General features: G+C 62.0%; 18 protein-coding genes. 14 read left to right on the top strand and 4 right to left on the bottom strand.

Features of this window, described 5'->3' with window-relative positions; all coding sequences use genetic code 11:
- Positions 1-23: 23 nt before the first annotated feature.
- From secD to LDN90_RS13875, 3 genes are all read left to right on the top strand, one after another.
- Positions 24-1775 (top strand): protein translocase subunit SecD, encoded by a 1752-nt coding sequence (gene secD / locus LDN90_RS13885; RefSeq protein WP_223946209.1) that lies wholly within the window; start codon positions 24-26, stop codon positions 1773-1775.
- The gene (gene secF, locus LDN90_RS13880) at positions 1775-2764 is read left to right on the top strand and encodes a protein translocase subunit SecF (RefSeq protein ID WP_223946207.1); all 990 of its coding nucleotides are present in this window, start codon (positions 1775-1777) and stop codon (positions 2762-2764) included. The genes secD and secF overlap by 1 nt, the downstream gene beginning before the upstream one ends.
- A 163-nt stretch (positions 2765-2927) precedes the next feature.
- A complete protein-coding gene (locus LDN90_RS13875; protein WP_216925652.1) occupies positions 2928-5321 on the top strand; it encodes a bifunctional (p)ppGpp synthetase/guanosine-3',5'-bis(diphosphate) 3'-pyrophosphohydrolase in 2394 nt (797 codons plus the stop codon).
- On the opposite strand, the gene LDN90_RS13870 is transcribed toward LDN90_RS13875, so the two are convergent.
- The 3 genes from LDN90_RS13870 to LDN90_RS13860 all read right to left on the bottom strand — a co-directional run bounded on the left by LDN90_RS13870 (position 5318) and on the right by LDN90_RS13860 (position 8586).
- Positions 5318-5920 (bottom strand): hypothetical protein, encoded by a 603-nt coding sequence (locus LDN90_RS13870; protein WP_216925545.1) that lies wholly within the window; start codon positions 5918-5920, stop codon positions 5318-5320. The genes LDN90_RS13875 and LDN90_RS13870 overlap by 4 nt on opposite strands.
- Before the next feature lie 113 nt (positions 5921-6033).
- Positions 6034-7725: a DUF349 domain-containing protein gene (locus LDN90_RS13865; protein WP_223946206.1), complete on the bottom strand. Its 1692-nt coding sequence runs from the start codon at positions 7723-7725 to the stop codon at positions 6034-6036.
- 66 nt (positions 7726-7791) lie between these two features.
- Positions 7792-8586, bottom strand: coding sequence for a peptidylprolyl isomerase (locus LDN90_RS13860; protein ID WP_216925547.1), 795 nt, complete (start codon positions 8584-8586; stop codon positions 7792-7794).
- Between the two features lie 207 nt (positions 8587-8793).
- On the opposite strand from LDN90_RS13860, the gene hisS reads away from it, so the two are divergent.
- The 3 genes from hisS to LDN90_RS13845 all read left to right on the top strand — a co-directional run bounded on the left by hisS (position 8794) and on the right by LDN90_RS13845 (position 12941).
- A complete protein-coding gene (gene hisS, locus LDN90_RS13855) occupies positions 8794-10158 on the top strand; it encodes a histidine--tRNA ligase (RefSeq protein ID WP_223946205.1) in 1365 nt (454 codons plus the stop codon).
- A 96-nt stretch (positions 10159-10254) separates the two neighbouring features.
- The gene (gene aspS / locus LDN90_RS13850; RefSeq protein WP_223946204.1) at positions 10255-12048 is read left to right on the top strand and encodes an aspartate--tRNA ligase; all 1794 of its coding nucleotides are present in this window, start codon (positions 10255-10257) and stop codon (positions 12046-12048) included.
- An 89-nt stretch (positions 12049-12137) separates the two neighbouring features.
- The gene (locus tag LDN90_RS13845) at positions 12138-12941 is read left to right on the top strand and encodes a GNAT family N-acetyltransferase (RefSeq protein ID WP_223946203.1); all 804 of its coding nucleotides are present in this window, start codon (positions 12138-12140) and stop codon (positions 12939-12941) included.
- Between the two features lie 41 nt (positions 12942-12982).
- On the opposite strand, the gene LDN90_RS13840 is transcribed toward LDN90_RS13845, so the two are convergent.
- Complete coding sequence (locus tag LDN90_RS13840; protein WP_223946202.1) at positions 12983-13660, bottom strand: acVLRF1 family peptidyl-tRNA hydrolase; 678 nt, start codon at positions 13658-13660, stop codon at positions 12983-12985.
- A gap of 41 nt (positions 13661-13701) precedes the next feature.
- Here LDN90_RS13840 and LDN90_RS13835 point away from each other — a divergent pair, with 41 nt between their 5' ends.
- The 8 genes from LDN90_RS13835 to LDN90_RS13800 all read left to right on the top strand — a co-directional run bounded on the left by LDN90_RS13835 (position 13702) and on the right by LDN90_RS13800 (position 22740).
- Complete coding sequence (locus LDN90_RS13835) at positions 13702-15198, top strand: replication-associated recombination protein A (RefSeq protein WP_223946201.1); 1497 nt, start codon at positions 13702-13704, stop codon at positions 15196-15198.
- A 167-nt stretch (positions 15199-15365) separates the two neighbouring features.
- A complete protein-coding gene (gene rpsD / locus LDN90_RS13830; protein WP_216925553.1) occupies positions 15366-15986 on the top strand; it encodes a 30S ribosomal protein S4 in 621 nt (206 codons plus the stop codon).
- Positions 15987-16142: 156 nt separating this feature from the next.
- Positions 16143-16517, top strand: coding sequence for a DUF948 domain-containing protein (locus tag LDN90_RS13825; protein ID WP_216925653.1), 375 nt, complete (start codon positions 16143-16145; stop codon positions 16515-16517).
- A 21-nt stretch (positions 16518-16538) separates the two neighbouring features.
- A complete protein-coding gene (locus LDN90_RS13820) occupies positions 16539-16781 on the top strand; it encodes a DUF6167 family protein (protein ID WP_223946200.1) in 243 nt (80 codons plus the stop codon).
- Positions 16782-16896: 115 nt separating this feature from the next.
- Positions 16897-19575: an alanine--tRNA ligase gene (gene alaS, locus LDN90_RS13815; protein ID WP_223946199.1), complete on the top strand. Its 2679-nt coding sequence runs from the start codon at positions 16897-16899 to the stop codon at positions 19573-19575.
- 2 nt (positions 19576-19577) lie between these two features.
- Positions 19578-20168: a Holliday junction resolvase RuvX gene (gene ruvX, locus LDN90_RS13810; RefSeq protein WP_223946198.1), complete on the top strand. Its 591-nt coding sequence runs from the start codon at positions 19578-19580 to the stop codon at positions 20166-20168.
- A complete protein-coding gene (gene mltG, locus LDN90_RS13805; protein WP_223946196.1) occupies positions 20165-21889 on the top strand; it encodes an endolytic transglycosylase MltG in 1725 nt (574 codons plus the stop codon). Before ruvX ends, mltG begins: the two co-directional genes overlap by 4 nt.
- A complete protein-coding gene (locus LDN90_RS13800) occupies positions 21886-22740 on the top strand; it encodes a shikimate dehydrogenase (RefSeq protein WP_223946195.1) in 855 nt (284 codons plus the stop codon). Before mltG ends, LDN90_RS13800 begins: the two co-directional genes overlap by 4 nt.
- Positions 22741-22750: the final 10 nt, after the last annotated feature.

The raw sequence follows: 22750 nt of genomic DNA, 5'->3' as shown, positions 1-22750 counted from the left end.
CGGCGATAAAAGGAAGATCGATAATGGCACGGACCGGCCCCAAAAACTCAGCCCGCAGGGTGCTGACTTGGCTTGGAGCAATATTCGTTGTACTCACCGCTGTCCTGGGTGGCGGAGTCATTTCCGGCCATGCAAGCTGGGCTCCCAAACTTGCCTTGGACCTTGAGGGCGGCACCCAGATGATCCTGGCACCGCGGGTAGAGGGTTCCAGCGACATCACTGAGGAACAACTTAATCAGGCAGTAGCGATCATCCGGCAGCGTGTGGACGGCTCCGGCGTTGCCGAAGCTGAGATCAGCACCCAGTCGGGGCGGAACGTGGTGGTAAGCCTCCCGGGAACTCCGTCCAAGGAAACCCGTGATCTTATCCAGGCGTCGGCGGACATGAACTTCCGCCCGGTGATCGCTGCGGCGGATCCTGCGGCCATCCCTGTCGAATCGCGTACGCCGGATGACAAGCTGCCCAAGCCCACCGCGGAGCCCACCAACGCGAGCGACACCAACTGGGTGACTCCCGAGATCTACAAGGAATTCGAGGCGCTTGACTGCGTCAACCCTTCCACCGAGAAGCGGGAACGTTCTGATCCGGCGAAGCCGCTTGTGACCTGTGAACCGGCAACGGACAAGACTCCCGCCATCAAGTACATCCTTGGTCCGGTCGAGGTCAAAGGCCAGGACATCAGCTCCTCCTCCTTCTCGCAGGTACAAGGCGCACAGGGATCGGTGACGAACTCCTGGGGTGTGAACATTACGTTCAACGCCGAGGCAACTGCCAAGTTCAAGGAAGTTACGGAGCGGCTGAACCAGTTCTACACCGCGTCCCTTGCCCAGGGCGGCAACGACCCCAAGGCACAATTCGCCATTGTCCTGGATGACAAGGTCATCTCAGCACCGAGGTCCCTTGCTGTCATTACTGACGGAAAACCGCAGATCACGGGTAACTTCACCCAGGCCTCTGCAAAGGCGCTATCCGACCAACTCCGCTACGGCGCTTTGCCGATCTCCTTCGAGATCCAGTCCCAGGAACAGATCTCTGCCACGCTCGGTGGCGATCAGCTCCGGCTCGGCCTGCTCGCTGGCCTCATCGGCCTGCTGCTGGTGGTTGTATACTCGCTGTTCCAGTACCGGGCCCTTGGCTTTGTCACCATTGCTTCCCTGGTTGTCGCCGGTGGCTTGACCTACCTCGCCATCGCCATTCTGGGCTGGACTGAAAACTACCGCCTCTCCCTCGCGGGTGTTGCTGGCCTGATCGTGGCCATCGGACAGACGGCCGACTCGTTCATTGTGTACTTCGAACGTATCCGCGATGAACTTCGTGAAGGCCGCGGGCTGGTGTCCGCCGTCGAGAATGGTTGGAAGCGCGCCAAGCGCACAGTGCTGGCTTCCAAGGCAGTGAACTTGCTGGCTGCGTTGGTCCTCTATTTCGTGGCCGTAGGCAATGTCCGTGGCTTCGCGTTCACCCTTGGCCTCACGGCTGTCGCCGACCTCATCGTGGTGTTTATGTTCACGCATCCGATGCTGCAGGTCCTTGCCCGCACAAAGTTCTTTGGCGAAGGCCACAGGTTCTCCGGCCTGTCACCTGACCGCCTGGGGGCTGTCCCGCTGTACCGGGGAGCCGGACGTCTCCGCACACCTGCTGAGAAACCTGCCGTTGTCCGTGCACGCAATACAGGTGCCGCGGCTGAAGCAGAACGCCGCATGACCATCGCCGAACGGCGCCTCGCCGAGAAGGGCCAATTGACCGGGCCTGCCAACGGCACCAAGGAGGAGAAGTAATGACCACAAGCTTCGCAACCTTCGGCAACGAGCTTTACACGGGCAAGCGCTCCTACAACTTTGTTGATTCCAAGAAAATCTGGTTCATCATTGCTGCGGTGGCTGTGGCCCTCTCCATCCTGATCCCGGTTTTGAAGGGCGGCTTCAACCTCGGCATCGAGTTCCGCGGCGGCTCGGAGTTCACGGTTTCCAACGTGAAGACCACCGATGCCGGCCTGGGCGAAAAGGCTGTCCATGACGTCGTATCCGGTGCCATTCCCCGTGTTGCGAATGTGGCAGGCAACACCATGCGGATTCAGACGGACCAGCTGACCGATGACGAGACCAACCGCATCAAAGAAGGCCTGACCACCGCTTACGGTGTGACGGACAACGAGGTGACATCAAACTTTGTTGGCCCCACGTGGGGCCAGGATGTCACCCGCCAGGCGCTCATTGGGCTGGTGGTGTTCGTCGGCCTCGCTGCCGTCCTCATGGCTCTGTATTTCCGGACCTGGAAGATGTCACTCTCCGCCTTGGTGGGCATGCTCGTCACCATGTTCACCACAGCGGGCGTCTACGCCCTGAGTGATTTCGAGGTGACGCCGTCGGCCATCATCGGATTCCTGACTGTCCTGAGCTATTCCCTGTATGACACCGTGGTGGTCTTCGACAAGATCCGCGAGAACACAGCGGGCATTTCCACCTCCACGCGCCGGACCTTCGGTGAAGAGGTCAACCTTGCGGTCAACCAAACCCTGGTCCGCTCCATCAACACCATGATGGTGGCCGTCCTTCCGGTTGCAGCGATCCTCTTCATCGGGGCAGGACTGTTGGGCGCAGGAACGCTGCGGGACCTTTCCCTGGCGCTTTTCGTCGGGATCCTCATCGGTACGGCAGCGACCATCTTCATTGCGGCACCGCTCTACGCCTGGCTGCGCCAGGGCGAACCGGACCTCGTGAAGCAGGCCGGGAAAGTGGCCCACCGCCGGGCCGAGGCCACTGTTTAGGTTATTTCCACTAGGCATTACGTCCTGGAGGAGGACCCCGCTTTTACAGCGGGGTCCTTTCTCTTTGACTTGCCGCGGCGTGCGTCATGTGCTGTCCGGTTGCGGAAGCATTCGCCTGCGGGAATAGACTGGAAGAATTAAATAGGTCGTGAGGGGTACTTCTGTGGAAGAACGTGCGACGTCGGCACCACCGACGGGCGGGGAGGACAGTCACCACGGTGTGACGGTTCCGGCAACAAGCGTGGCTGGACGGACTGCTGGTACGGTTCCAGTCGATACTCCCGGCGTGCGTCCAACCTTTCCGGGGCGGCGGGAGCGCACGCGTTCCAGGCTTGCGCGATTGACCGGTCGGGGGATGGCGCCGTACTCGCCGATTCTGGAACCGCTCCTGCGAACTGTGCGGGCCAACAACCCCAAAGAAGACTTCGACCTCATTCAGCGCGCATTCGCGGTAGCAGAGCGCAGCCACCAAGGGCAGAAGCGCAAGAGTGGTGATCCGTACATCACCCACCCGGTGGCGGTAGCCACCATCCTTGCTGAGCTTGGGATGACAGGAACCACCCTCGCCGCCGCCTTGCTCCACGACACTGTGGAGGACACCCCCTACACACTGAATGACCTCACCCGCGACTTCGGCCCGGAAGTTGCCATGCTTGTGGACGGGGTCACCAAGCTCGACAAGGTCAGCTTCGGTGAAGCAGCGCAGTCGGAGACGGTCCGCAAGATGGTCGTGGCTATGGCCAAGGACATCCGGGTCCTGATGATCAAACTTGCTGATCGGCTCCACAACGCCCGTACATGGCGGTTCGTTTCGGCGGAATCGTCGTCCCGTAAAGCCCGCGAAACGTTGGAGATCTTCGCTCCCCTTGCACACCGCCTGGGTATGAACACCATTAAGTGGGAGTTGGAGGATCTGTCCTTCGCAGCGCTCTACCCCAAGGTGTACGAGGAAATCGTCCGCATGGTGGGGGACCGTACCCCTGAACGCGAGAAGAGCCTCAGTGTCATCCGCAACCAGATTGCCGATGATCTCCGCACGGCCCGGATCAAGGCCACCATTACCGGCCGGCCCAAGCACTACTACTCGATCTACCAGAAGATGATCGTCCGCGATAAGGACTTTGACGACATCAACGACCTCATGGGCGTTCGCGTCCTGGTTGACTCGGTGCGGGATTGTTACGCAGCACTTGGTACCCTGCACTCGCGATGGAACCCTCTCCCAGGTCGGTTCAAGGACTACATCGCCATGCCGAAGTTCAACATGTACCAGTCCCTTCACACCACGGTAATCGGCCCGGGCGGAAAGCCCGTGGAAATCCAGATCCGCACGCATGAGATGCACCGCCGGGCTGAGTATGGCGTCGCAGCCCACTGGAAGTACAAGGACCAACCCAACCGTACTGCGGTGGGCCCTGGCAGCCCACGCGACGGCGATATGGGCTGGCTGCGGTCCTTGGTGGACTGGCAGCAGGAAACATCGGACCCGGGCGAATTTCTTGATTCGCTGAGGTACGAGATCAACGCACGGGAAGTCTTCGTCTTCACGCCCAAGGGCGAAGTCATGGCCTTGCCTGCTGGATCGACTCCGGTGGACTTCGCCTACGCGGTTCACACGGAAGTGGGGCACCGGACCATCGGAGCCCGCGTTAACGGCAAGCTTGTGCCGCTCAACAGCGAACTGAACCATGGCGACTGGGTGGAGATCTTCACCTCAAAGGCGGAGGGCGCGGGTCCAAGCCAGGACTGGCAGCACTTCGTCAAGTCGGCAAGGGCCCGGAACAAGATCCGCCAGTGGTTCACCAAGGAACGCCGTGAAGAAGCGATCGACCGCGGCAAGGACATGCTGACGCGGGCAATGCGAAAGCAGAACCTCCCACTGCAGCGACTCATGACGCATGATGCGCTGTCTGCCGTCGCCGAGGACTTCCACTACGTTGACATCTCTGGTCTGTACGCAGGAGTAGGTGACGGCCATACTTCTGCCCAGTCTGTGATGGAGAAGCTCGTAGAGCATCTGGGTGGACACGAGACCCCGGATGAGGACCTTGACGAGGTCAGCATCCCTACGCAGGTTGCCAAGTCCAAGTTTTCCGATTCCGGTGTCATCGTTCGTGGCGTGGGAGACGTGTGGGTCAAACTTGCCCGGTGCTGTACCCCTGTGCCCCCTGACCCCATCCTTGGATTTGTCACCCGCGGTTCTGGGGTGTCGGTCCATAGGACTGATTGCACCAACGTCTCCGGGTTGCGCGACCAGCCGGACAGGATCGTCGAGGTCGAGTGGGCACCAACGCAGTCCAGTGTCTTCCTGGTGGAGATTCAGGTGGAAGCCTTGGATAGGAAGTCACTCTTGTCCGATGTCACCCGTGTCCTGTCGGAAAACCACGTCAACATCCTGGCGGCTTCGGTGCACACCTCAAGCGACAGGGTGGCGATCTCTAAATTTGCCTTCGAAATGGGTGACCCAAAGTATTTGCACCATGTTCTCAGCGCGGTGCGGCGTATTGACGGAGTCTTCGACGTATACCGCACCACGGGTAATAGGCGCAGGAGCTAGCTCGGGGGCACGAGCCGTGCGAGCGTAGCGAGCGCACGCTTCTTGTGGGGAACCCGCGGCGCTGCCTCCACGGCAAGGGTGAGCAAACGGAGCCTGATGCCGAGCTCCGGGTGGTCCAGGAGCCGCCGCAACGCTGGCAGGGCTTGATCTGACTCAACGTGCAGCGCAATGTCCGCTGCTGTTCTCAAGGGACTGCTGACCAGCATGCCACCAAGGCTCAGAACGTCCAGTTGGCCAAGCCGGACCTCATGGAGGTTGCACCCCCGGGCACTGCGCACGCTGGAGATACGATGCTTGGCATCCACCAGGAGTGACAACCGCTCCGGAGGGCTCGCGCATCCGTAGATCCAGGCCGCGGTGAGCCTGCCCGCGACCACCTTGGTCCGCATCCGGTCCGGGACAGTCAGGGCAGCTGCACGGGCGCGGAGGCGGGGCGTGACTGCAATCCCGGGCGAGGCATAGCTCTTTCCGTACAAGGGAAGCAGGATGCCATCCAGGGCCATACCCTGCAATTCAGGCCACGTGAAGATCCGGCTGGGTGCGTAGAGTTCGGGAAGGACGGGTTCCTGCAGTTGCGGGGCTGTGACGGGTGGGACCATTCATTGATCATTCCGTGTCCTGGCCGCAACAGTACAGGCCCTGTACCGGGCATGTGGATAACCGGTACAGGGCCTGCAGACAATCATGGGCTCAACATGAACCCAGAGCTGGGTCAGGCGAGGTCGCTCGCTGACCGCTGGATCTGGTCCAGCCACGCCTGGCGTGCCTCAAGAGCTTCACGCGCGGCCTTAATGCGGCGCTGGTCTCCGGCTTTTTCAGCTTTCTCCAGATCCTCCTTGAGCCCGGCAATTGCTGACTCAAGCTGCGACAAAGCGCTGTTGGTGCGGGCCTTGGTCTCCGGATTGCTCCGGCGCCACTTCTCCTCCTCAGCCTCGCGGACTGCGTCCTCCACCTTGCGAAGACCGGCCTCGATCCGGCCCATGTCCGCCCTGGGGACCTTGCCTGCATCTTCCCAGCGGTCACGAATGGACTGAAGGGCCTTCTTCGCTGCGTTGAGATCGTTGATCGGCAGCAACGCCTGGGCCTCAGCTACCAGCTGCTCCTTCACTGCAAGGTTGGCCGTGTACTCCTGGTCGATCTGGTCGTTTGCAGCCTGCCGGTTGCTGAAGAACACATCCTGCGCGGCGCGGAAACGTCCCCAGAGTGCGTCGTCATCCTTGCGGCTGGCGCGTGGGGTGGCCTTCCACTGATCCATGAGCCTGCGGTACTCCCCGGCGGCGTAACCCCAGTCAGTGGAAGAGGAAAGCGCCTCAGCCTCTGCGATCAATGCTTCCTTGGCCACCTTGGCCGCGGAATTGTTGCTGTCCAGCTGCGAGAAGTAAGCACGGCGGTGGCGGTCGAACACTGTGCGTGCCGAACGGAAGCGCTTCCACAGTGCGTCCTCATTGCTCCTGCCAAGACGGACCCCGCTCTTCTGCGCGGCCTTCCACGTCTCAAAGAGTTCGTTCATTCGCGCGCTGGAAGTCTTCCATTGGATCTGGGCAGGATCCTGGCCCGCGATGGCCTCTGCCTCTGCCACAATGGCTTCACGCGCGGCAAGCTCGTTGGCGCGGACCGCCTCATGGGCTGCTTTCTCGGACTTTTCCAGCTCGGCGATCTGTTCGGACAGCGTGTCCAGGCGTGCTTCGGCCGAACGGATATCTCCCACCATGTTGCGCTCTGCGAGCTGCTCGCGAAGGTGGGTTACCGTTTTCTGCATGTCCGTTGCCGGAGCCTTGGATTCCACGCGGTGTTCCAGCAGGACTATCTGGGCAATGACGTCGTCGAACTTCCGGGCGAAGTAGCCCAGGGCTTCGTCAGGGCTAACACCCGGGTACTGCCCAACCGCAATCTCCTCGCCATCCAAAGTGAGGAATACGTGGCCGTCGCCTTCGGCGCGCCCCCACTTGGCTGCCTCTGCAAGCGAGGCCGCAGATACCGCCGGGGCAGCCGGAACGACGGCGGCAGGCGCCTTGGGGCGGGCCGCGAAGGCAGCAGGGGAAGGAGTAGGACGCGAATCGGCAGGCTTGGTTTCCTCTGCCGCGGGTGCCACCTCAGCTTCTGGTGCTTCCTCCTCTGCGGGTGCCACCTCAGCTTCTGGTGCTTCCTCCTCTGCGGGTGCCACCTCAGCCGCTTCTGCAGACGTTTCTTCTGTCGCAGGCGTTTCTACAGCGGCTGGGGCTTCTTCAGCGGCTGGTGCCTCTTCAGCAGCAGGGGCATTGGTTGCTGCCGGCGTTTCGTCGGCCGCAACTGCGGGAGTTTGTTCAGCCACGGCTTCTGCCTCAGTGCCGTTCGGGCTGGTTGCCTCGACTGCGTCTTGGTTGGCCACTACTGCTGTTTCGTCGGATTTCTGACTGTCTGTCACCGCTAAAAGTCTTTCGCTTGGAGGGACTGCTAAGGTACTGCACCCCGGACCGGGGCCAAAGGCTGGTTACTTCAGAGAAAACGAGTCTATCGTGACAGGTGCCACAGGGGCGCCGTCGGTCGCGTTTTCGCCCGGTTTCAGGCCGGCCGCAGCGATTTTCGTGACCACGTCCAAACCGCTGGTGACTTTGCCGACCACCGTGTAACCACCGGCCGTGTCCGCAGGAATTGTTGTGTCCTTATACACAATGAAGAACTGATGACCGTTGCCATAGGCGTTGTTTCCCGAGCGGGCAATGGCGATTGTTCCAGCCGGGTATGTGTTGTCCGTTGGTGTGTTCTCCAGGGGACCCCAACGGTAGTTGGGATCGTCCGCGCCGTCTTCGGACTTGGCACCGCATTGCAGAAGGCCGAACGTTTCGGAGGTTGTCAGGCGGTGGCACAGGGCTCCGTTGTAGTAGCCGGCATCGGTGAGGGACTTGATGACGGCCGCCGCCTGGGGCGCAGCCGTTCCGTTCAGTTCCACTCCCACAACGCCGCTGTTCAGGGCTAGCTCGCCGGTGAAGGTTTTACCGGCTGCGGTGTCCGGGCTGGGTATGTCTGCGCTGTTGGAGGCCGAAGGAGAGGCGGACGGGGAGCTCAGTCCGGCCTCTGCGGCGGCGAACTCTGCCTCTGTGGGGTTGGAACTGAAAACTGTCAGTTGCAGCACCACTGCGAGGATCACAGCGGCAGCGCCCGCGCCGATGGCAACAGTGTTGTCGCGTTTGCGCCGCTTGCCCTGTTCTTGCCGCAGGGCACGCTTGGCTTCCATCTGCCGGATGCGGCGTCTCGCTTCGCGGTCATCCCGCGACCTTGTTGCCAAGAGTCCTCCTGATTGTGTCCACGTTCGCTGGCCGCCTGCAGGGACCGGGCATGCTGCATTAGATGTGCACGCGCGGAAAGCATAAACTGGCTGCCGCACATAGTTTATGCATGACCGGCTTGACGCCCGCCCCATAATCGCCGAAAAGGCCTTTAAAGCTGCGGTGGTCATTCCTGAGTCAGCTTTCTTCGAGGAGATTTATCCACCATGGCACGTACCGCCTCCCTGTCCGGATTCCCCGAGTGGCTTCCCCAGGAGCGGTTGGTGGAGCTCCATGTGTTGGACACGCTCCGGAAGACGTTCGAACTGCACGGTTTCTCCTCGATTGAAACGCGTGCTGTTGAAACCGTCGGCCAGTTGCTGCGTAAGGGCGAGATCGACAAAGAGGTCTATGGCCTGAGCCGCCTGCAGGACGACGAAGGCGAAGCTTCCAGGTCAACCACCACGGACAAGGCAGACAAAGCTGATCCGAATGCGCTTGCCCTGCACTTCGACCTCACTGTTCCCTTCGCCCGTTACGTCGTGGAGAACGCGGGTTACCTCGCCTTTCCCTTCCGCCGCTACCAGATCCAGAAGGTCTGGCGTGGCGAACGTCCGCAGGAAGGCCGTGCGCGCGAGTTCACCCAGGCAGATATAGATGTAGTGGGCGATGGCGAGTTGCCGTTCCGCTACGACGTCGAAATCGCGCTGGTCATCGCCGAGGCACTGAGCGCCCTCCCGATTCCGGACTTCCGCCTCCGGATCAACAACCGCAAGCTGGCTGAGGGCTTCTACCGCGGTATTGGCCTGACTGATACCGCCGGAGTCCTGCGGAGCATCGACAAACTGGAAAAGATTGGCGAAGGCAAAGTGGCTGAGCTGCTCAAGAGCGAGCTTGGCGCCTCGGATGAGCAGGCGGCATTGGCGCTCAAGCTTGCCACCATCCGCACCGAGGACACCTCGTTCGTGGATCAGGTACGTGCCCTTGGGGTGACTCATGACCTTCTCGAGGAAGGATTGAGCGAGCTCCAGCAGGTCATTGAGGCGGCGGTCCAGCGCGCACCCGGCAAGGTGGTTGCCGACCTCAGCATCGCCCGGGGACTGGACTACTACACGGGGACCGTCGTCGAAACCGTCCTGGTAGGCCATGAACAACTGGGTTCGATTTGCTCGGGCGGCCGGTACGATGCCCTGGCCAGCAAAGGAAACCGGAAGTTTCCCGGCGTCGGCTTGTCCATCGGCGTCACCCGCTTGGTCTCACGCATCCTGAGCCAGGAGCTTGCCACTGCTACACGGGCAGTGCCGACCGCCGTCCTGGTCGCTTTGAACAACGACGACAGTTGGTCCGCGGCGCAGGACGTCGCGGCACAGCTTCGTGGCCGCGGTATTGCTACTGAAGTTGCTGCGAAGGCTGAAAAATTCGGCAAGCAGATCAAGTTCGCTGATCGTCGGGGAATTCCGTTTGTTTGGTTCACTGACGATGACGGCAAGCACCAGGTCAAGGACATCAGGTCCGGCGCGCAGGTGGATGCGGACCCGGCCAGTTGGTCGCCGTCGGAGGAAGATCTGCACGTCCGGGTCATCACTGCCTGATCCGGGCCAGGTGATTCAGCCGCGGCCGAGGCGGGTAAACTCGGACGGGATCGTCTTTGCAATGATCCCTTGAAAATTCATGCTGAAAGGAATGCTGTGCTGCGCACACATGACCTCGGATCACTTCGCTCCGAGCACATTGGACAAACCGTTACCCTGGCCGGCTGGGTGGGCCGCCGCCGTGATCACGGTGGCGTTGCATTCGTTGACCTTCGTGATGCTTCCGGTGTCGCCCAGGTAGTTGTCCGTGAAGAAGAGGTCTTCCACGGCCTGCGGAACGAATACGTCCTGCAGGTGACGGGTACCGTCAACAAGCGTCCTGAAGGCAATGAAAACCCTGCGCTTGCTACAGGCGAGATCGAGGTCATGGCGGACAAGGTCATCATCCTGAACACCTCGGACCCCCTGCCGTTCCAAATCGACGAGCACGTCGAAGTCGGCGAAGAAGCGCGCCTTAAGCACCGCTACCTTGACCTTCGCCGCCCTGGCCCGGCACGCAACCTCCGCCTCCGCTCAGAGGCAAACCGCATTGCCCGCGAGTTGCTGCACCAGCGCGGCTACGTCGAGATTGAGACGCCCACGTTGACGCGTTCGACGCCGGAAGGCGCCCGCGACTTCGTCGTCCCCGCCCGGCTTGCCCCCGGTTCCTGGTACGCGCTGCCGCAGTCGCCGCAGCTTTTCAAGCAGCTGCTCCAAGTTGGCGGTTTCGAAAAGTACTACCAGATTGCCCGCTGTTACCGTGACGAAGACTTCCGCGCGGACCGCCAGCCCGAATTCACCCAGTTGGACATCGAGGCCAGCTTCGTTGACCAGGACGATGTCATCGAGCTCGGTGAAGCAATTGTGAAGGCCCTGTGGCAACTGATCGACGTCGAGGTCCCCACCCCAATCCGACGCATGACGTACCTGGACGCCATGGCAAAGTACGGTTCCGACAAGCCGGACCTGCGCTTCGGCCTGGAGCTGACCGAGCTGACTGAGTTCTTCAAGGACACCAACTTCGGCGTCTTCAAGGCACCTTACGTTGGCGCCGTCGTCATGCCGGGGGGCGCCTCGCAGGCGCGCCGTGCCCTGGATGCCTGGCAGGAATGGGCCAAGCAGCGTGGCGCAAAGGGACTGGCCTACGTTCTTTACAAGGAAGACGGCGAACTCGCCGGCCCCGTAGCCAAGAACCTCACCGACGAAGAGCGGGCCGGCCTGGCCGACGCCGTTGGCGCCAAGCCGGGTGACTGCATTTTCTTCGCCGCCGGCGAGAAGTCCGCATCGCGGGCCCTCCTTGGGGCTGCACGTGTTGAAATTGGCCACCGGACTGGTCTGATCGATCCCAAAGACTGGGCCTTCGTATGGATCGTGGACGCACCGATGTTCGAGCCCGCTGCCGCAGCAGTTGCCTCCGGTGACGTTGCCGTGGGTGCCGGCCAGTGGACAGCCGTGCACCATGCCTTCACCTCTCCCAAGCCGGAGTTCCTTGACACCTTTGACAAGGATCCTGAGTCGGCCCTGTCCTACGCCTACGACATCGTGTGCAACGGCAACGAAATCGGTGGCGGCTCCATCCGTATCCATGAGCGCGAAGTTCAGGAACGCGTCTTCCAGCTCATGGGCCTGGATAAGGAGGACGCCGAGACCAAGTTCGGCTTCCTGTTGGAGGGCTTCAAGTATGGCGCGCCGCCGCACGGCGGCATCGCGCTTGGTTGGGACCGCGTCGTGGCTTTGCTCGCTGGTGTCGAGTCCATCCGCGACGTCATTGCCTTCCCGAAGACCGGCAACGGCTTCGACCCGCTGACCGCCGCTCCTGCTCCCATTACTGCACAGCAGCGAAAGGAAGCCGGCGTCGACTTCAAACCGGAAACCAAGCCTGCGGCCAAGCCGGAGACCAAGTCCGAATAAGACGGTAGCCAAGGGCTCCCCACTGATGTGGGGGGCCCTTGGTGTTCCTGCAGATGACCCTTGTGTTCCTCCAGAAGAAAGGTGCCGCGATGTTGGAACAAGCATTCCTGGAAACCCTCATGGACAAGGCGTGGCCGGCAGTGGAGTGCAAAGACACGGGGGAGTGGGTGCTCCGCGCGTCCGCTGGGGTCACGCAGAGGGCGAACTCCGTGTGGCCGAGGAACCTGCCCGGGATGCTGGCCGAGACGCCGGACAAGGCAAGCAGTCCGGACATTGAACGGTTAGTCAGTTCAGCGTCAGCCTGGTACAGGCAGCGGCGTCTCCCGCTCATCTTCCAGATATTCGATGACTCCCGTAGCGCAGGCCTTAACGCCGTCCTGGACGGGCAACGCTTCACCAGGCAGTCCGAGACCTTGATTATGGTCCGGGGAACGGACGCCTTGGAAACCTTGGGTGCCGGGCCGAAGAGCGTAGAACTCTCGGACGCGCCCACCGATGAATGGCTTCGCTTGTGGTGGTCCGTGGACGGGCGCGGTGGCGAGCCGGAATTGGAGGTTGCCCGCACCATTCTTACCGGATGCAAGTCTGTGTACGCGCTGGTGAGGGACGACGACGGCGTACCGGCCGCCGTCGGACGCCTCGCCCTGGTGGACGGCTGGGGAGGCCTCTACAGTATGGCGACCTCTGCCGGGCATCGCAGGCGCGGATACGGCACGATGGTGCTGGCAGCGCTACTGAATCAGGGAGCGGCCCGCAACCTCCAGGGTTTTTGGCTGTTGGTCACTGCATCCAACCACGGTGCCCAGGCGTTGTATTCGCGGGCCGGGTTCGTGGAACAAGGGAGTTATCTGTACCGGCAGGCTCCTTTGAGGCGGGCGCCTGGAGGTTGCTGAACGGCAGTTGCTGTGTCGACACAATGAGACTGGTGGATCACTTACGCTGGATCAGTCACCAGGATCCGGATGGAACAAGCGTCCGAAGCAGCTTTTGCAAGCACAGCAGTTTTGGGTTCCTGGACGTCCAGGAAGGGCAGTTGGCTTCGGCTGGCCACAGCACGCATGGAGGGTTGAGCCAGGACCAGGTCCACCAAGGCTCTATCCCCGCCGGGAACAATGTACTCAACCCGGTGGCTGGCAAAAATACGCGCGGCGTGTTCCGCTGCGGAGTCCACCAAGGCGTCGGCCTGGTTGGAGCGGCGCCGGGCATACCGTTGTTGGGATTGGCCACCTGCAGCCGTTCTGGACTGAACGTAGCGGTTGCCGCTTTTGGATTCCAGGACCTTGCTGCCGCTCGCCACAGCCACGGCGAAACCGCCGCGGCGCACCAGCAGGATACCGAGGCCACGTTCCTGGCCTGCAAGAGCGGCAAGCCGTTCGATGTCAGTGGCGCCCCGGCCTGGACGTCCATCGACCGGCCAGGGTGCCTTGAGGAGGGCAGAAGCCCCGTCAGCGGCACGGAGGAGGATTCCGCCGCCGTCAGGCTCTTCCGTGAGTGGGCCATGGCTCTTGGCAAAGCGACCCACCCAACCGGACAGCCGTGATGCGGGGACAAGGGCCGTGCGGCTGGAGGCCCTTGACTGCCGTTGTTGCGGGGCGGATGCGCGGCGGTCCACGTCGATGTCTCCTTTGTTGGAACTATGAGTAGCCTATCCATGTGGAAGATCTCTTTGGTGCCGGTGCAAACAACGACGACGAGTCGGAGGATCTGCCTGCCGCAGGGGGAACCTCCGACGCCGGGTGGATGGCGTCCCAACGGAGCCCGCTCGCAGTTCGGATGCGCCCCCGGACCTTGGATGACGTGGTGGGTCAACAGCATTTGTTGGGACACGGCTCCCCGCTTCGCCAGCTCGCCGCGGGCGCAGAAGCTGCGGGCCCGGCAGGCCCCAGTTCGGTCATACTCTGGGGGCCTCCGGGAACCGGGAAAACCACGTTGGCACATGTCATCGCCCGCGGGCCGGGGCGGAAGTTCGTGGAATTGTCTGCCATTACTGCTGGTGTGAAGGACGTTCGCCGGGTGATGGATGAGGCGTTGACCGCCCGGGACCTGTACAAGAAGACCACCGTCCTGTTCCTCGATGAAATCCACCGTTTCAACAAGGCCCAGCAGGACGCACTGTTGCCTGGCGTTGAAAACCGCTGGGTGGTCCTGGTGGCGGCCACCACCGAGAACCCGTCGTTCTCCGTGGTGTCACCGCTGCTGTCCCGCTCGCTTCTTTTGACGCTGAAGCCACTGACGGATGACGACATTGCAGGGCTGTTACAGCGGGCCGTTGCCGACGCCCGTGGCCTTGCCGGGCGCGTGGAACTCAGTCCTGAAGCTTTGGATCATTTGGTGCGGCTCTCCGGCGGTGACGCCAGAAGGGCACTGACAGCCTTGGAAGCTGCGGCCGGCGTCGCGTTCGGAGACAGCAATGCTGTCTCAGCCGTCGTCGAAGGGGAAGGCGAAACCGACGATACCAACGTCACGGACGACGGCGAACCGGGGCTTGCCGGCGACGGCGCCCCCGACGCTCCTGTGCTGGTGGAACTCAGGCACACCGAGCGTGCCCTGGACGCCGCTGCTGTTCGTTATGACCGGGCCGGCGACCAGCACTACGACGTCGCCAGTGCGTTCATCAAGTCCATCAGGGGCTCGGACGTTGATGCCTCCCTTCACTATCTGGCGCGGATGCTGGAAGCGGGGGAGGACCCGAGGTTCGTGGCACGGCGCATCGTCATCTCCGCCGCGGAAGACATCGGCATGGCCGATCCCACTGCTTTGCAGACGGCCGTAGCTGCGGCGCAGGCCGTTCAGTTGATCGGTATGCCGGAAGGCCGGATCGTCCTGGCCGAAGCTGTTGTCCACCTTGCCACCGCCCCCAAGTCGAATGCGGCGTACATGGGCCTGAACAAGGCGGTTGCCGACGTCCGTGCCGGTTTCGGCGGCGGCATCCCCATGCATCTGCGCGACGCGCACTATCCGGGCGCCAAACAATTGGGACATGGCAAGAGCTACAAGTACGCCCATGATGAACCGCATGGGGTGGCAACCCAGCAGTACCCGCCGGATGACCTCGTGGGAAAGGACTACTACGAGCCAACCAACAACGGCGCCGAACGCGATATAGCCGCCAGGCTGGAACGGCTCCGCAAGATCATCCGGGGACAGTAGCGTGGTAGGATAGTTCCTTGTCTGGCATGACCCGACGCACAATCCCTTTGAAGATTCCTTCAATGGAGCTGTGCCGCGGGCCAGTAGCAAAAGGCAGCGGTTGGCCGATGCTCTCCCTGATGGAGGCCAGTAACACTGACACACCGCAGTAATTTGGAAGGACACAAGTGGCTAACAACACTCGTGCTCGCCGTACCGCACGCCTTTCGCGTGCACTCGGCATTGCTCTGACCCCCAAGGCCGCCAAGTACATGGAGCGCCGCCCGTACGGCCCCGGTGAGCACGGCCGTGCCCGCAAGAAGCAGGACTCCGACTACGCCGTACGTCTGCGCGAAAAGCAGCGTCTCCGCGCCCAGTACGGCATCCGCGAAGCCCAGATGACCCGCGCCTTCGAAGAAGCCCGCCGCACCAAGGGCCTCACCGGTGAAAACCTGGTTGAGCTGCTCGAAATGCGTTTGGACGCCCTGGTACTGCGTGCAGGCTTCGCCCGCACCATCGCACAGGCCCGCCAGCTCGTTGTGCACCGTCACATCATGGTTGACGGCATCCGCGTGGACCGCCCGTCCTTCCGCGTTGGCGAAGGCCAGCTCATCCACGTTCACAGCCGCTCCGAGGTCATGGCTCCGTTCCAGGTCGCAGCTGCTGGTGCCCACGCACTGAACAACGTGCCGGCATACCTGGACGTCAAGCTCGACGCCCTGCAGGCCCGCTTGGTTCGCCGCCCGAAGCGCTCTGAGGTCCCCGTGATCTGCGAAGAGCAGCTCGTCGTCGAATTCTACGCTCGCTAAATTCAAGCAGCGCTTACAAGGAAGCCCGTGGCACACGCCACGGGCTTTCTTTGTAGGTAGGGTACTGACGTTTTTTCGATAGGGTACTGGGGAGGCCTTGGCCGAAGCCGGATACCGGCAGTGCCGGGCAGCGCAACAATCTAGGAGATGAATTCTATGTCTGGTGGCGACATCGCCGGCCTGATCGCAGCAGGAGTGTTCGCACTGCTGGTCCTGCTGTTGGCCGTGCCTATCTTGAAGCTCGGTGGCGTCTTTGACGAAGTGCGCACCACCATCCGATCCATCAGCGACGGGGCGACGCCCCTCATGGACGAAGTAACCGCAACGGTTTCCACTACCAACCAGCAACTGAAGAAAGTCGACGGCATCGCCTCGAACGTGTCCGACGCATCGGCGAACATTTCCGCCCTGTCCTCCCTGGTGGCTGCGACGGTTGGTTCGCCGCTGATCAAGGTTGCAGCCTTTAGCTATGGTGTTCGTTCGGCCTTCGCGGGCCGTCGCGCTCCTTCCTCCGGCCGTCGCAGCCGCTGACCAATTGGAGACCGGGAACACATGAAAAGAATTGTTTGGATGGGCATTGGCGTCGCCATTGGCATTATCGCCTTCCGCAAAGTCACCGAGGCCCAGGCCAGCATCGGCCCCGACGGACTTAACCGTGCGGTTGGCCGCCTGGCGGATGGCATGTTCGATTTCGCGGACGCCGTGCGTTCCGGCATGCATGAACGCGAAGAGGACTTGAGGGCCGCGTTGGGCATTACCAGTACGGATTACAACCCCAACGCCGGCCGGCGCTAGCGAACACGGTTCGCTCCCGCGCCCGCAACAGGGCAGAATGGAAAGCTGCGGAACGGCAACAGCCGGTTCCGCGCACAACGTGTGCAGTGAATTGAGAAGGGTAAGTAATCAGCTAATGAAGTCGCAGGAGATCACCAAGCGCTGGGTGGACTTTTTTGTCAGCAAGGGTCACACCGCCGTTCCCTCCGCGTCGCTCGTTTCAAGCGACCCGTCACTTCTCTTCACTGTGGCCGGCATGGTCCCATTCATTCCTTATCTGACCGCGCGCGAAGAGCCTCCCTACACGCGTGCCACGAGTGTTCAGAAGTGCATTCGTACTGGCGACATCGAGGAGGTGGGCAAGACGGCCCGGCATGGCACGTTCTTCCAGATGTGCGGCAACTTCTCCTTTGGCGACTACTTCAAGGAAGACGCCATCAAGTTCGCTTTCGAGCTGCTCACCAAGAGCGTTGACGACGGCGGCTATGGGCTTCCGGCGGAACGCCTCTGGGTGACCGTGTACGAAGAAGACGACGAAGCCAAGGAACTGTGGCTCAAGAACACAGGAATTCCTGCCGAGCGGATCCAGCGCATGGGCAAGGCTGACAACTACTGGTCCACTGGCCAGCCGGGCCCCGCCGGCCCCTGCTCGGAGATCTACTACGACCGCGGCCCTGCTTACGGCATTGAAGGCGGACCCCTCGCCGACGAGACCCGTTACATCGAAATCTGGAACCTCGTGTTCATGCAGTACCAGATCGAGAATGTCCACTCCAAGGTGGACTTCGACATCGTTGGCGAACTGCCGCAGAAGAACATTGACACCGGCTTGGGCATGGAACGTCTGGCGATGATTCTCCAGGGTGTCGAAAACATGTATGAGACCGATCAGGTCCGTCCTGTCATTGACAAAGCTGCCGAGCTGTCCGGCCGTGAGTACACCTCTGCGGAGTCAGCTGATGATCCGCACCACACTGACGACGTCCGCATGCGCGTTGTCGCCGACCACATCCGCTCGGCCCTGATGCTGATTGCCGACGGCGTGGCACCGTCCAACGAAGGCCGCGGCTACGTCCTGCGCCGGCTGATCCGCAGGGCCGTCCGTGCCATGCGCCTGCTCGGTGTGGAGAAGGCTTGCCTGCCGGACCTCCTTCCCGCTTCCCGCGACGCCATGAAGGGTGTCTACCCAGTGGTGGAGACGGACTTCGCCCGCATCAGCCGTATCGCTTATGCCGAAGAAAAAGCGTTCCTGCGCACCATCGCTTCGGGTACGGCACGCCTGGAGGATGCAGTGGCCGAATCGAAGGCTGCAGGCGTTCCCTTGTCCGGCGCCGACGCTTTTGCGCTGCATGACACCTATGGATTCCCCATTGACCTCACTTTGGAAATGGCTGAAGAAGCCGGCCTTAACGTTGACGAAGCCGGCTTCCGCTCGCTCATGCTCGAACAGCGTCAGCGCGCGCAGGCAGATGCCAAAGGCAAGAAGGGCGGCCACGCCGACCTCAGCGCCTACCAGGAAATGCTGGGCCAGGGCGAGACCACCTTTACCGGCTACGACGAGCTTGAAGGTGAGTCCAAGGTCCGCGGCATCGTAAGCGGCGGTCAGCGCGTGGCCCACGCCTCCACGGGCGACGAAATCGAATTGGTGCTCAATGAGACGCCGTTCTATGCCGAAGCCGGTGGACAGTCGGCCGATACCGGCCTGATCACCGGCGACGGGTTCGTCGTCGAAGTCCTGGACGTCCAGCGCCCGGTTAAGGGCCTCAGCGTCCATAAGGCAATCGTCCGGGAAGGTGAGATCGCCACCGACGCCCTGGTGCGCGCCGCCGTCGACCGTGAACGGCGCCACGCAGCCGAACAGGCGCACACGGGTACGCACATTGTGCATGCCGCGCTGCACCAGATCCTGGGCCCGGAAGCTACCCAGCGGGGTTCCTATAACAAGGCTGGCTACCTCCGCTTCGACTTCGCCTGGGGGGAGGGCCTGAGCCCCGCCACCCGGTCCGAAATAGAAGAGGTTTCCAACATCGCCATCCGGAACAACTACCGGGTGGACACCAAGGTCATGGGATTGGCCGAGGCCAAGGCCCTGGGCGCCATGGCCCTGTTCGGCGAGAACTACGGCAGTGAAGTACGTGTCGTGGAGATCGACGGCGCGTGGTCTCGCGAGCTTTGTGGTGGAACCCACGTGTCCAATACCTCCCTTATTGGCAGCCTTTCCCTGTTGGGTGAGCAGTCCGTCGGTTCCGGAAACCGCCGCGTGGAGGCCTTCGTGGGCTTGGATGCTTTCCGCCACCTGGCCGCCGAGCGTGCACTGGTTACGGAACTCACTGAACTGCTGAAGGTTCCCTCCGGCCAGCTCGCGGACCGCATCTCCAGCACGTTGAACAAGTTGAAGGCAACAGAGAAGGAACTCGACCGCCTTCGCAAGGAGCAGTTGGCTGCAGCGGCCGCCAACCTGGTGGGCACCGCCAAGGACGCAGCAGGTGTGCGCGTTGTAGCCCACGATGCCGGCCAGGTAGGTGGAGCAGACGATCTCCGGAACCTTGCCCTCGACCTCCGCAACCGTCTGGGCTCCGAAGCCGCCACTGTGGCCGTTGCCGGTGTCAGCAATGACAGGCCCGTCATTTTGATTGCCACAAATGAGGCTGCCCGTGAAGCCGGTGTGAAGGCCGGAGCATTGGTGCGCCTTGCCGCCGGCATCCTCGGTGGTGGCGGAGGTGGCAAGGACGACGTCGCCCAAGGTGGCGGCACCGACGCTGGGAAGGTCTCTGAGGCCCTCACAGCGGTGGTGGATGCGATAGCCAAGCGCTAACGGTGAATTCCAGTACGAACAGCGGCGTCTACCCCCAAGGCATCAAGCTGGGGGTAGACGTCGGCACCGTCAGGGTTGGGCTGGCCATTTGCGACCCCGACGAAATCCTGGCCACGCCTTTTAAGACAGTGGGCCGCGACGCCAAGAAGAACTCCGATGTTCGCGTGGTCGTCAAACAGGCTACGGAAATGCGGGCCGTGCAGATTTTCGTGGGCCTGCCAAAGACGATGAAGGGTGAGGAACGAAGCTCCGCGCAGATGGCAACTGAGTACGCCGAACTGCTGGCGGGCGAGCTTGCCCGCGCCGGTTTGGACGTTCCGGTGAACCTCGTAGACGAGCGTCTTTCCACTGTTACGGCGCACCGCAACCTGCACGAAGCTGGCATGAGCAGCAAGAACCACCGTAAAGTGGTTGATCAGGTTGCCGCTGCTGGAATACTTCAGCACGCGATCGACATGCAAAAAGCCAGAGGAACGGACGTTGGCCGCCGAGTAAATGCACCGGCGCAGTCTGATACATCCCGCAGTGCCCCAATGCTGCAGGCTTCCTCCGGCCCTGAACCAGATTCTTCTACGAGGGGACTGCAACTGTGAGCCCGGTCAACAACGACCCCTCCAGCGGAACCGCTGGCGGCGGCATGCCGCTGACCCGCAAGGAACTGCGGGCGCGGGAACGATTCCTCGCCACCCAGAACCAGAACGTCGTACCCGTTCCCGAAGCGACGCCGGGGGAAGCAGCGCCTTCGACCGACGTTGAGCCTGAACTGCCCCGTCCGATTCCCGCCGTTCCCCGGCCGACTACTGTGCCTGAACCGGTGGAGGCGGATGTTCCTGCTCCGGCTGTTCCACCGGTTCCGGAGGCTTCACCAACTGTTGCGACGCCGGTAGTCACCGAAACGCCTGCACATACTGAAACGCCCGTACACACCGAGACGCCTGAACATACTGAAACGCCGGCGGATCCGTTGCTTTCGGACGAAGAGCAGCATGAAGACGCCCACACGGTCCCCGCCGTTGTACCCGTCTTCGCCGGTCATGTGAATGAAACCCACCACTACGGTGTCCATGACGGCCCGGTCCACGTTGACGATCATCCGTTCACAGAGCATGACCCGCACTACGCGTACGAAGGCCATGAAGGCCACCTGGATCACGAAGAACTTCACGACGAGCTTCATCACGACGAGCTGCATCACGACCACCATCATGATTTGATAGCTCCCGTCGAAACTCCGGCGGTATCCAAGGCCGCGGCAAAGAAGGCGCGCCGCCGTCGTCGCATCCTGGCCTTGCTGATCACGCTGGGAGTCTTCGTTGCCGCCATCGCGATCGGCGCGCAATTCCTCAAGCCACTCCTGGGTATGGACAAAGTCACGGACTATCCGGGCCCGGGCACAGGATCCGTCAGCATCACGGTGCCGGAAGGCGCAGGTCCCAAGGCAGTGGCAACCGCCCTCGTCGAAAACCACGTGGTGGCTGACGCCGATACCTTCGTCAAGGCATTCGTGGCGGACGGCGGCGAACTCTCGCCGGGCGAATTCACGTTCCGCACGGAGATGAAAAACTCCGACGCCGTGGCGGTCCTTGCCAATAAGGACGCCTCCAAGGTGATCTACTTTGCCCTGAGTGCCGGGCTCCGGATCAACGAGTCGCTCGAGGCAATCTCCAAGGGCTCCGGTATTCCCATGGCCCAACTCAATGGCTTCAACCAGGCGCCCGGACAGTTCGGGGTGCCTGCGAAGGCCAAGAACCTGGAGGGCTTCCTCGCTCCCGGAGAGTACCGGTTCCCGCTGGGAACATCGGGTAAGGACATTATCCAGAAGCTGGTCTCCGGCACCCTTGATGAGCTCAAGGCCCAAGGAATTACGGATCCGGCCAAGCAGTACGACACCGTAACCATCGCCAGCATCGTCCAGGCGGAGGGTGGCCAGGCCGACTACGGAAACGTCGCCGGCGCCATTTATAACCGGCTCAAGCCCAACAACACCGAGACCAACGGCCTCATCCAGTCGGATGCCACAGTCACCTATGGCCTGGGTAAGAAGTCCTTCCACCTCACCGATGAAGAGAAGGCTGACAAGTCCAACACCTACAACACCTATGCGAACCCTGGGCTGCCTGCTGGTCCGATTGGTTCCCCGGGTAAGACGGCGATCGATGCGGCGGCCAAACCGACCCAAAATGATTACCTGTACTGGGTGACCATCAACCTGGACACCAAGGAGACCAAGTTCTCCAAGACGCTGGCCGAACACAGCACTTACGTTGAGCAGTACAACGCGTGGTGCCAGGCCCACGCCGGACGGTGCGTGTGAGTCGTCGCGCCGCGGTCCTCGGGCACCCGATCTCGCATTCGAAGTCCCCGGCGATGCACACTGCTGCCTACGCCAAGCTCGGCGTGGACATCGAGTACTCGGCAATCGACTTGACGGTCGATAGGTTGCCGGCGTTCATGGACTCCCTTCGCGGGGATGGGTCGTGGTGCGGGCTTTCGGTAACCATGCCCCTGAAATCGGCCATGGTCAGGGAAGTCGATGAGGTTCGTGGCGCGGGCGCCCATTTGGGCGTTATCAACACGGTCGTCTTCGAGAACGACGGCGGATCGGTCCGCCGAGTCGGCTACAACACCGACGTCAAGGGCATCGTAGAGGCAGTACGTTACGCCGGAATCGCTTCGGCAGGGCATGCCGCTGTTCTTGGCGGTGGAGGTACCTCAGCGGCTGCGGTCGCTGCCGTCCGCGAGCTCGGAGCTGAACACGTCGACGTTTTCGTTCGGGACACAACCCGTGCCGTCGACGCCCAAGCCGCTGCGGCCGCCGTCGGAATTTCCCTGCGGGTCCGGCCCCTCAGTGAGGCGGCCACAGCTGTGGCTGGGTCCGGGCTGGTCATCTCCACTTTTCCACCGCGCGCGGCCGACGCGCTTGCGGAGGAACTCGCTGCCCTGCCAGGAACCGGGGCGGGGGTTTTGCTGGACGTCGCTTATGACCCTTGGCCGAGCCGCCTCGCCGAGGTTTGGCACGGCCATGGGGGAGCGGTGGTTCCAGGGCTTGAAATGCTGATGTACCAAGCTGCGGAGCAGATCCGGCAGTTCAGTGGCTGTGACGTTGACGCCTCCGTCATAGATGTGATGTGCGACTCAGTTGGGCTTCCCCGGCGAGTGTTCTAGAGGCCTTACA

It is taken from the genome of Arthrobacter sp. NtRootA1, assembly GCF_019976975.1.
Classification (GTDB): Bacteria; Actinomycetota; Actinomycetes; order Actinomycetales; family Micrococcaceae; genus Arthrobacter; species Arthrobacter aromaticivorans.
This window is presented reverse-complemented; position numbering and strand designations above follow the sequence as displayed.

What these genes read in the sequence shown, in the direction of transcription:
- secD (WP_223946209.1), top strand. Translation starts at nt 24, where the DNA reads ATGGCACGGACCGGCCCCAAAAACTCAGCCCGCAGGGTGCTGACTTGG.
- secF (WP_223946207.1), top strand. Translation starts at nt 1,775, where the DNA reads ATGACCACAAGCTTCGCAACCTTCGGCAACGAGCTTTACACGGGCAAG.
- LDN90_RS13870 (WP_216925545.1), bottom strand. Translation starts at nt 5,920, where the DNA reads ATGGTCCCACCCGTCACAGCCCCGCAACTGCAGGAACCCGTCCTTCCC.
- hisS (WP_223946205.1), top strand. Translation starts at nt 8,794, where the DNA reads ATGGCACGTACCGCCTCCCTGTCCGGATTCCCCGAGTGGCTTCCCCAG.
- LDN90_RS13845 (WP_223946203.1), top strand. Translation starts at nt 12,138, where the DNA reads ATGTTGGAACAAGCATTCCTGGAAACCCTCATGGACAAGGCGTGGCCG.
- LDN90_RS13825 (WP_216925653.1), top strand. Translation starts at nt 16,143, where the DNA reads ATGTCTGGTGGCGACATCGCCGGCCTGATCGCAGCAGGAGTGTTCGCA.
- LDN90_RS13820 (WP_223946200.1), top strand. Translation starts at nt 16,539, where the DNA reads ATGAAAAGAATTGTTTGGATGGGCATTGGCGTCGCCATTGGCATTATC.
- alaS (WP_223946199.1), top strand. Translation starts at nt 16,897, where the DNA reads ATGAAGTCGCAGGAGATCACCAAGCGCTGGGTGGACTTTTTTGTCAGC.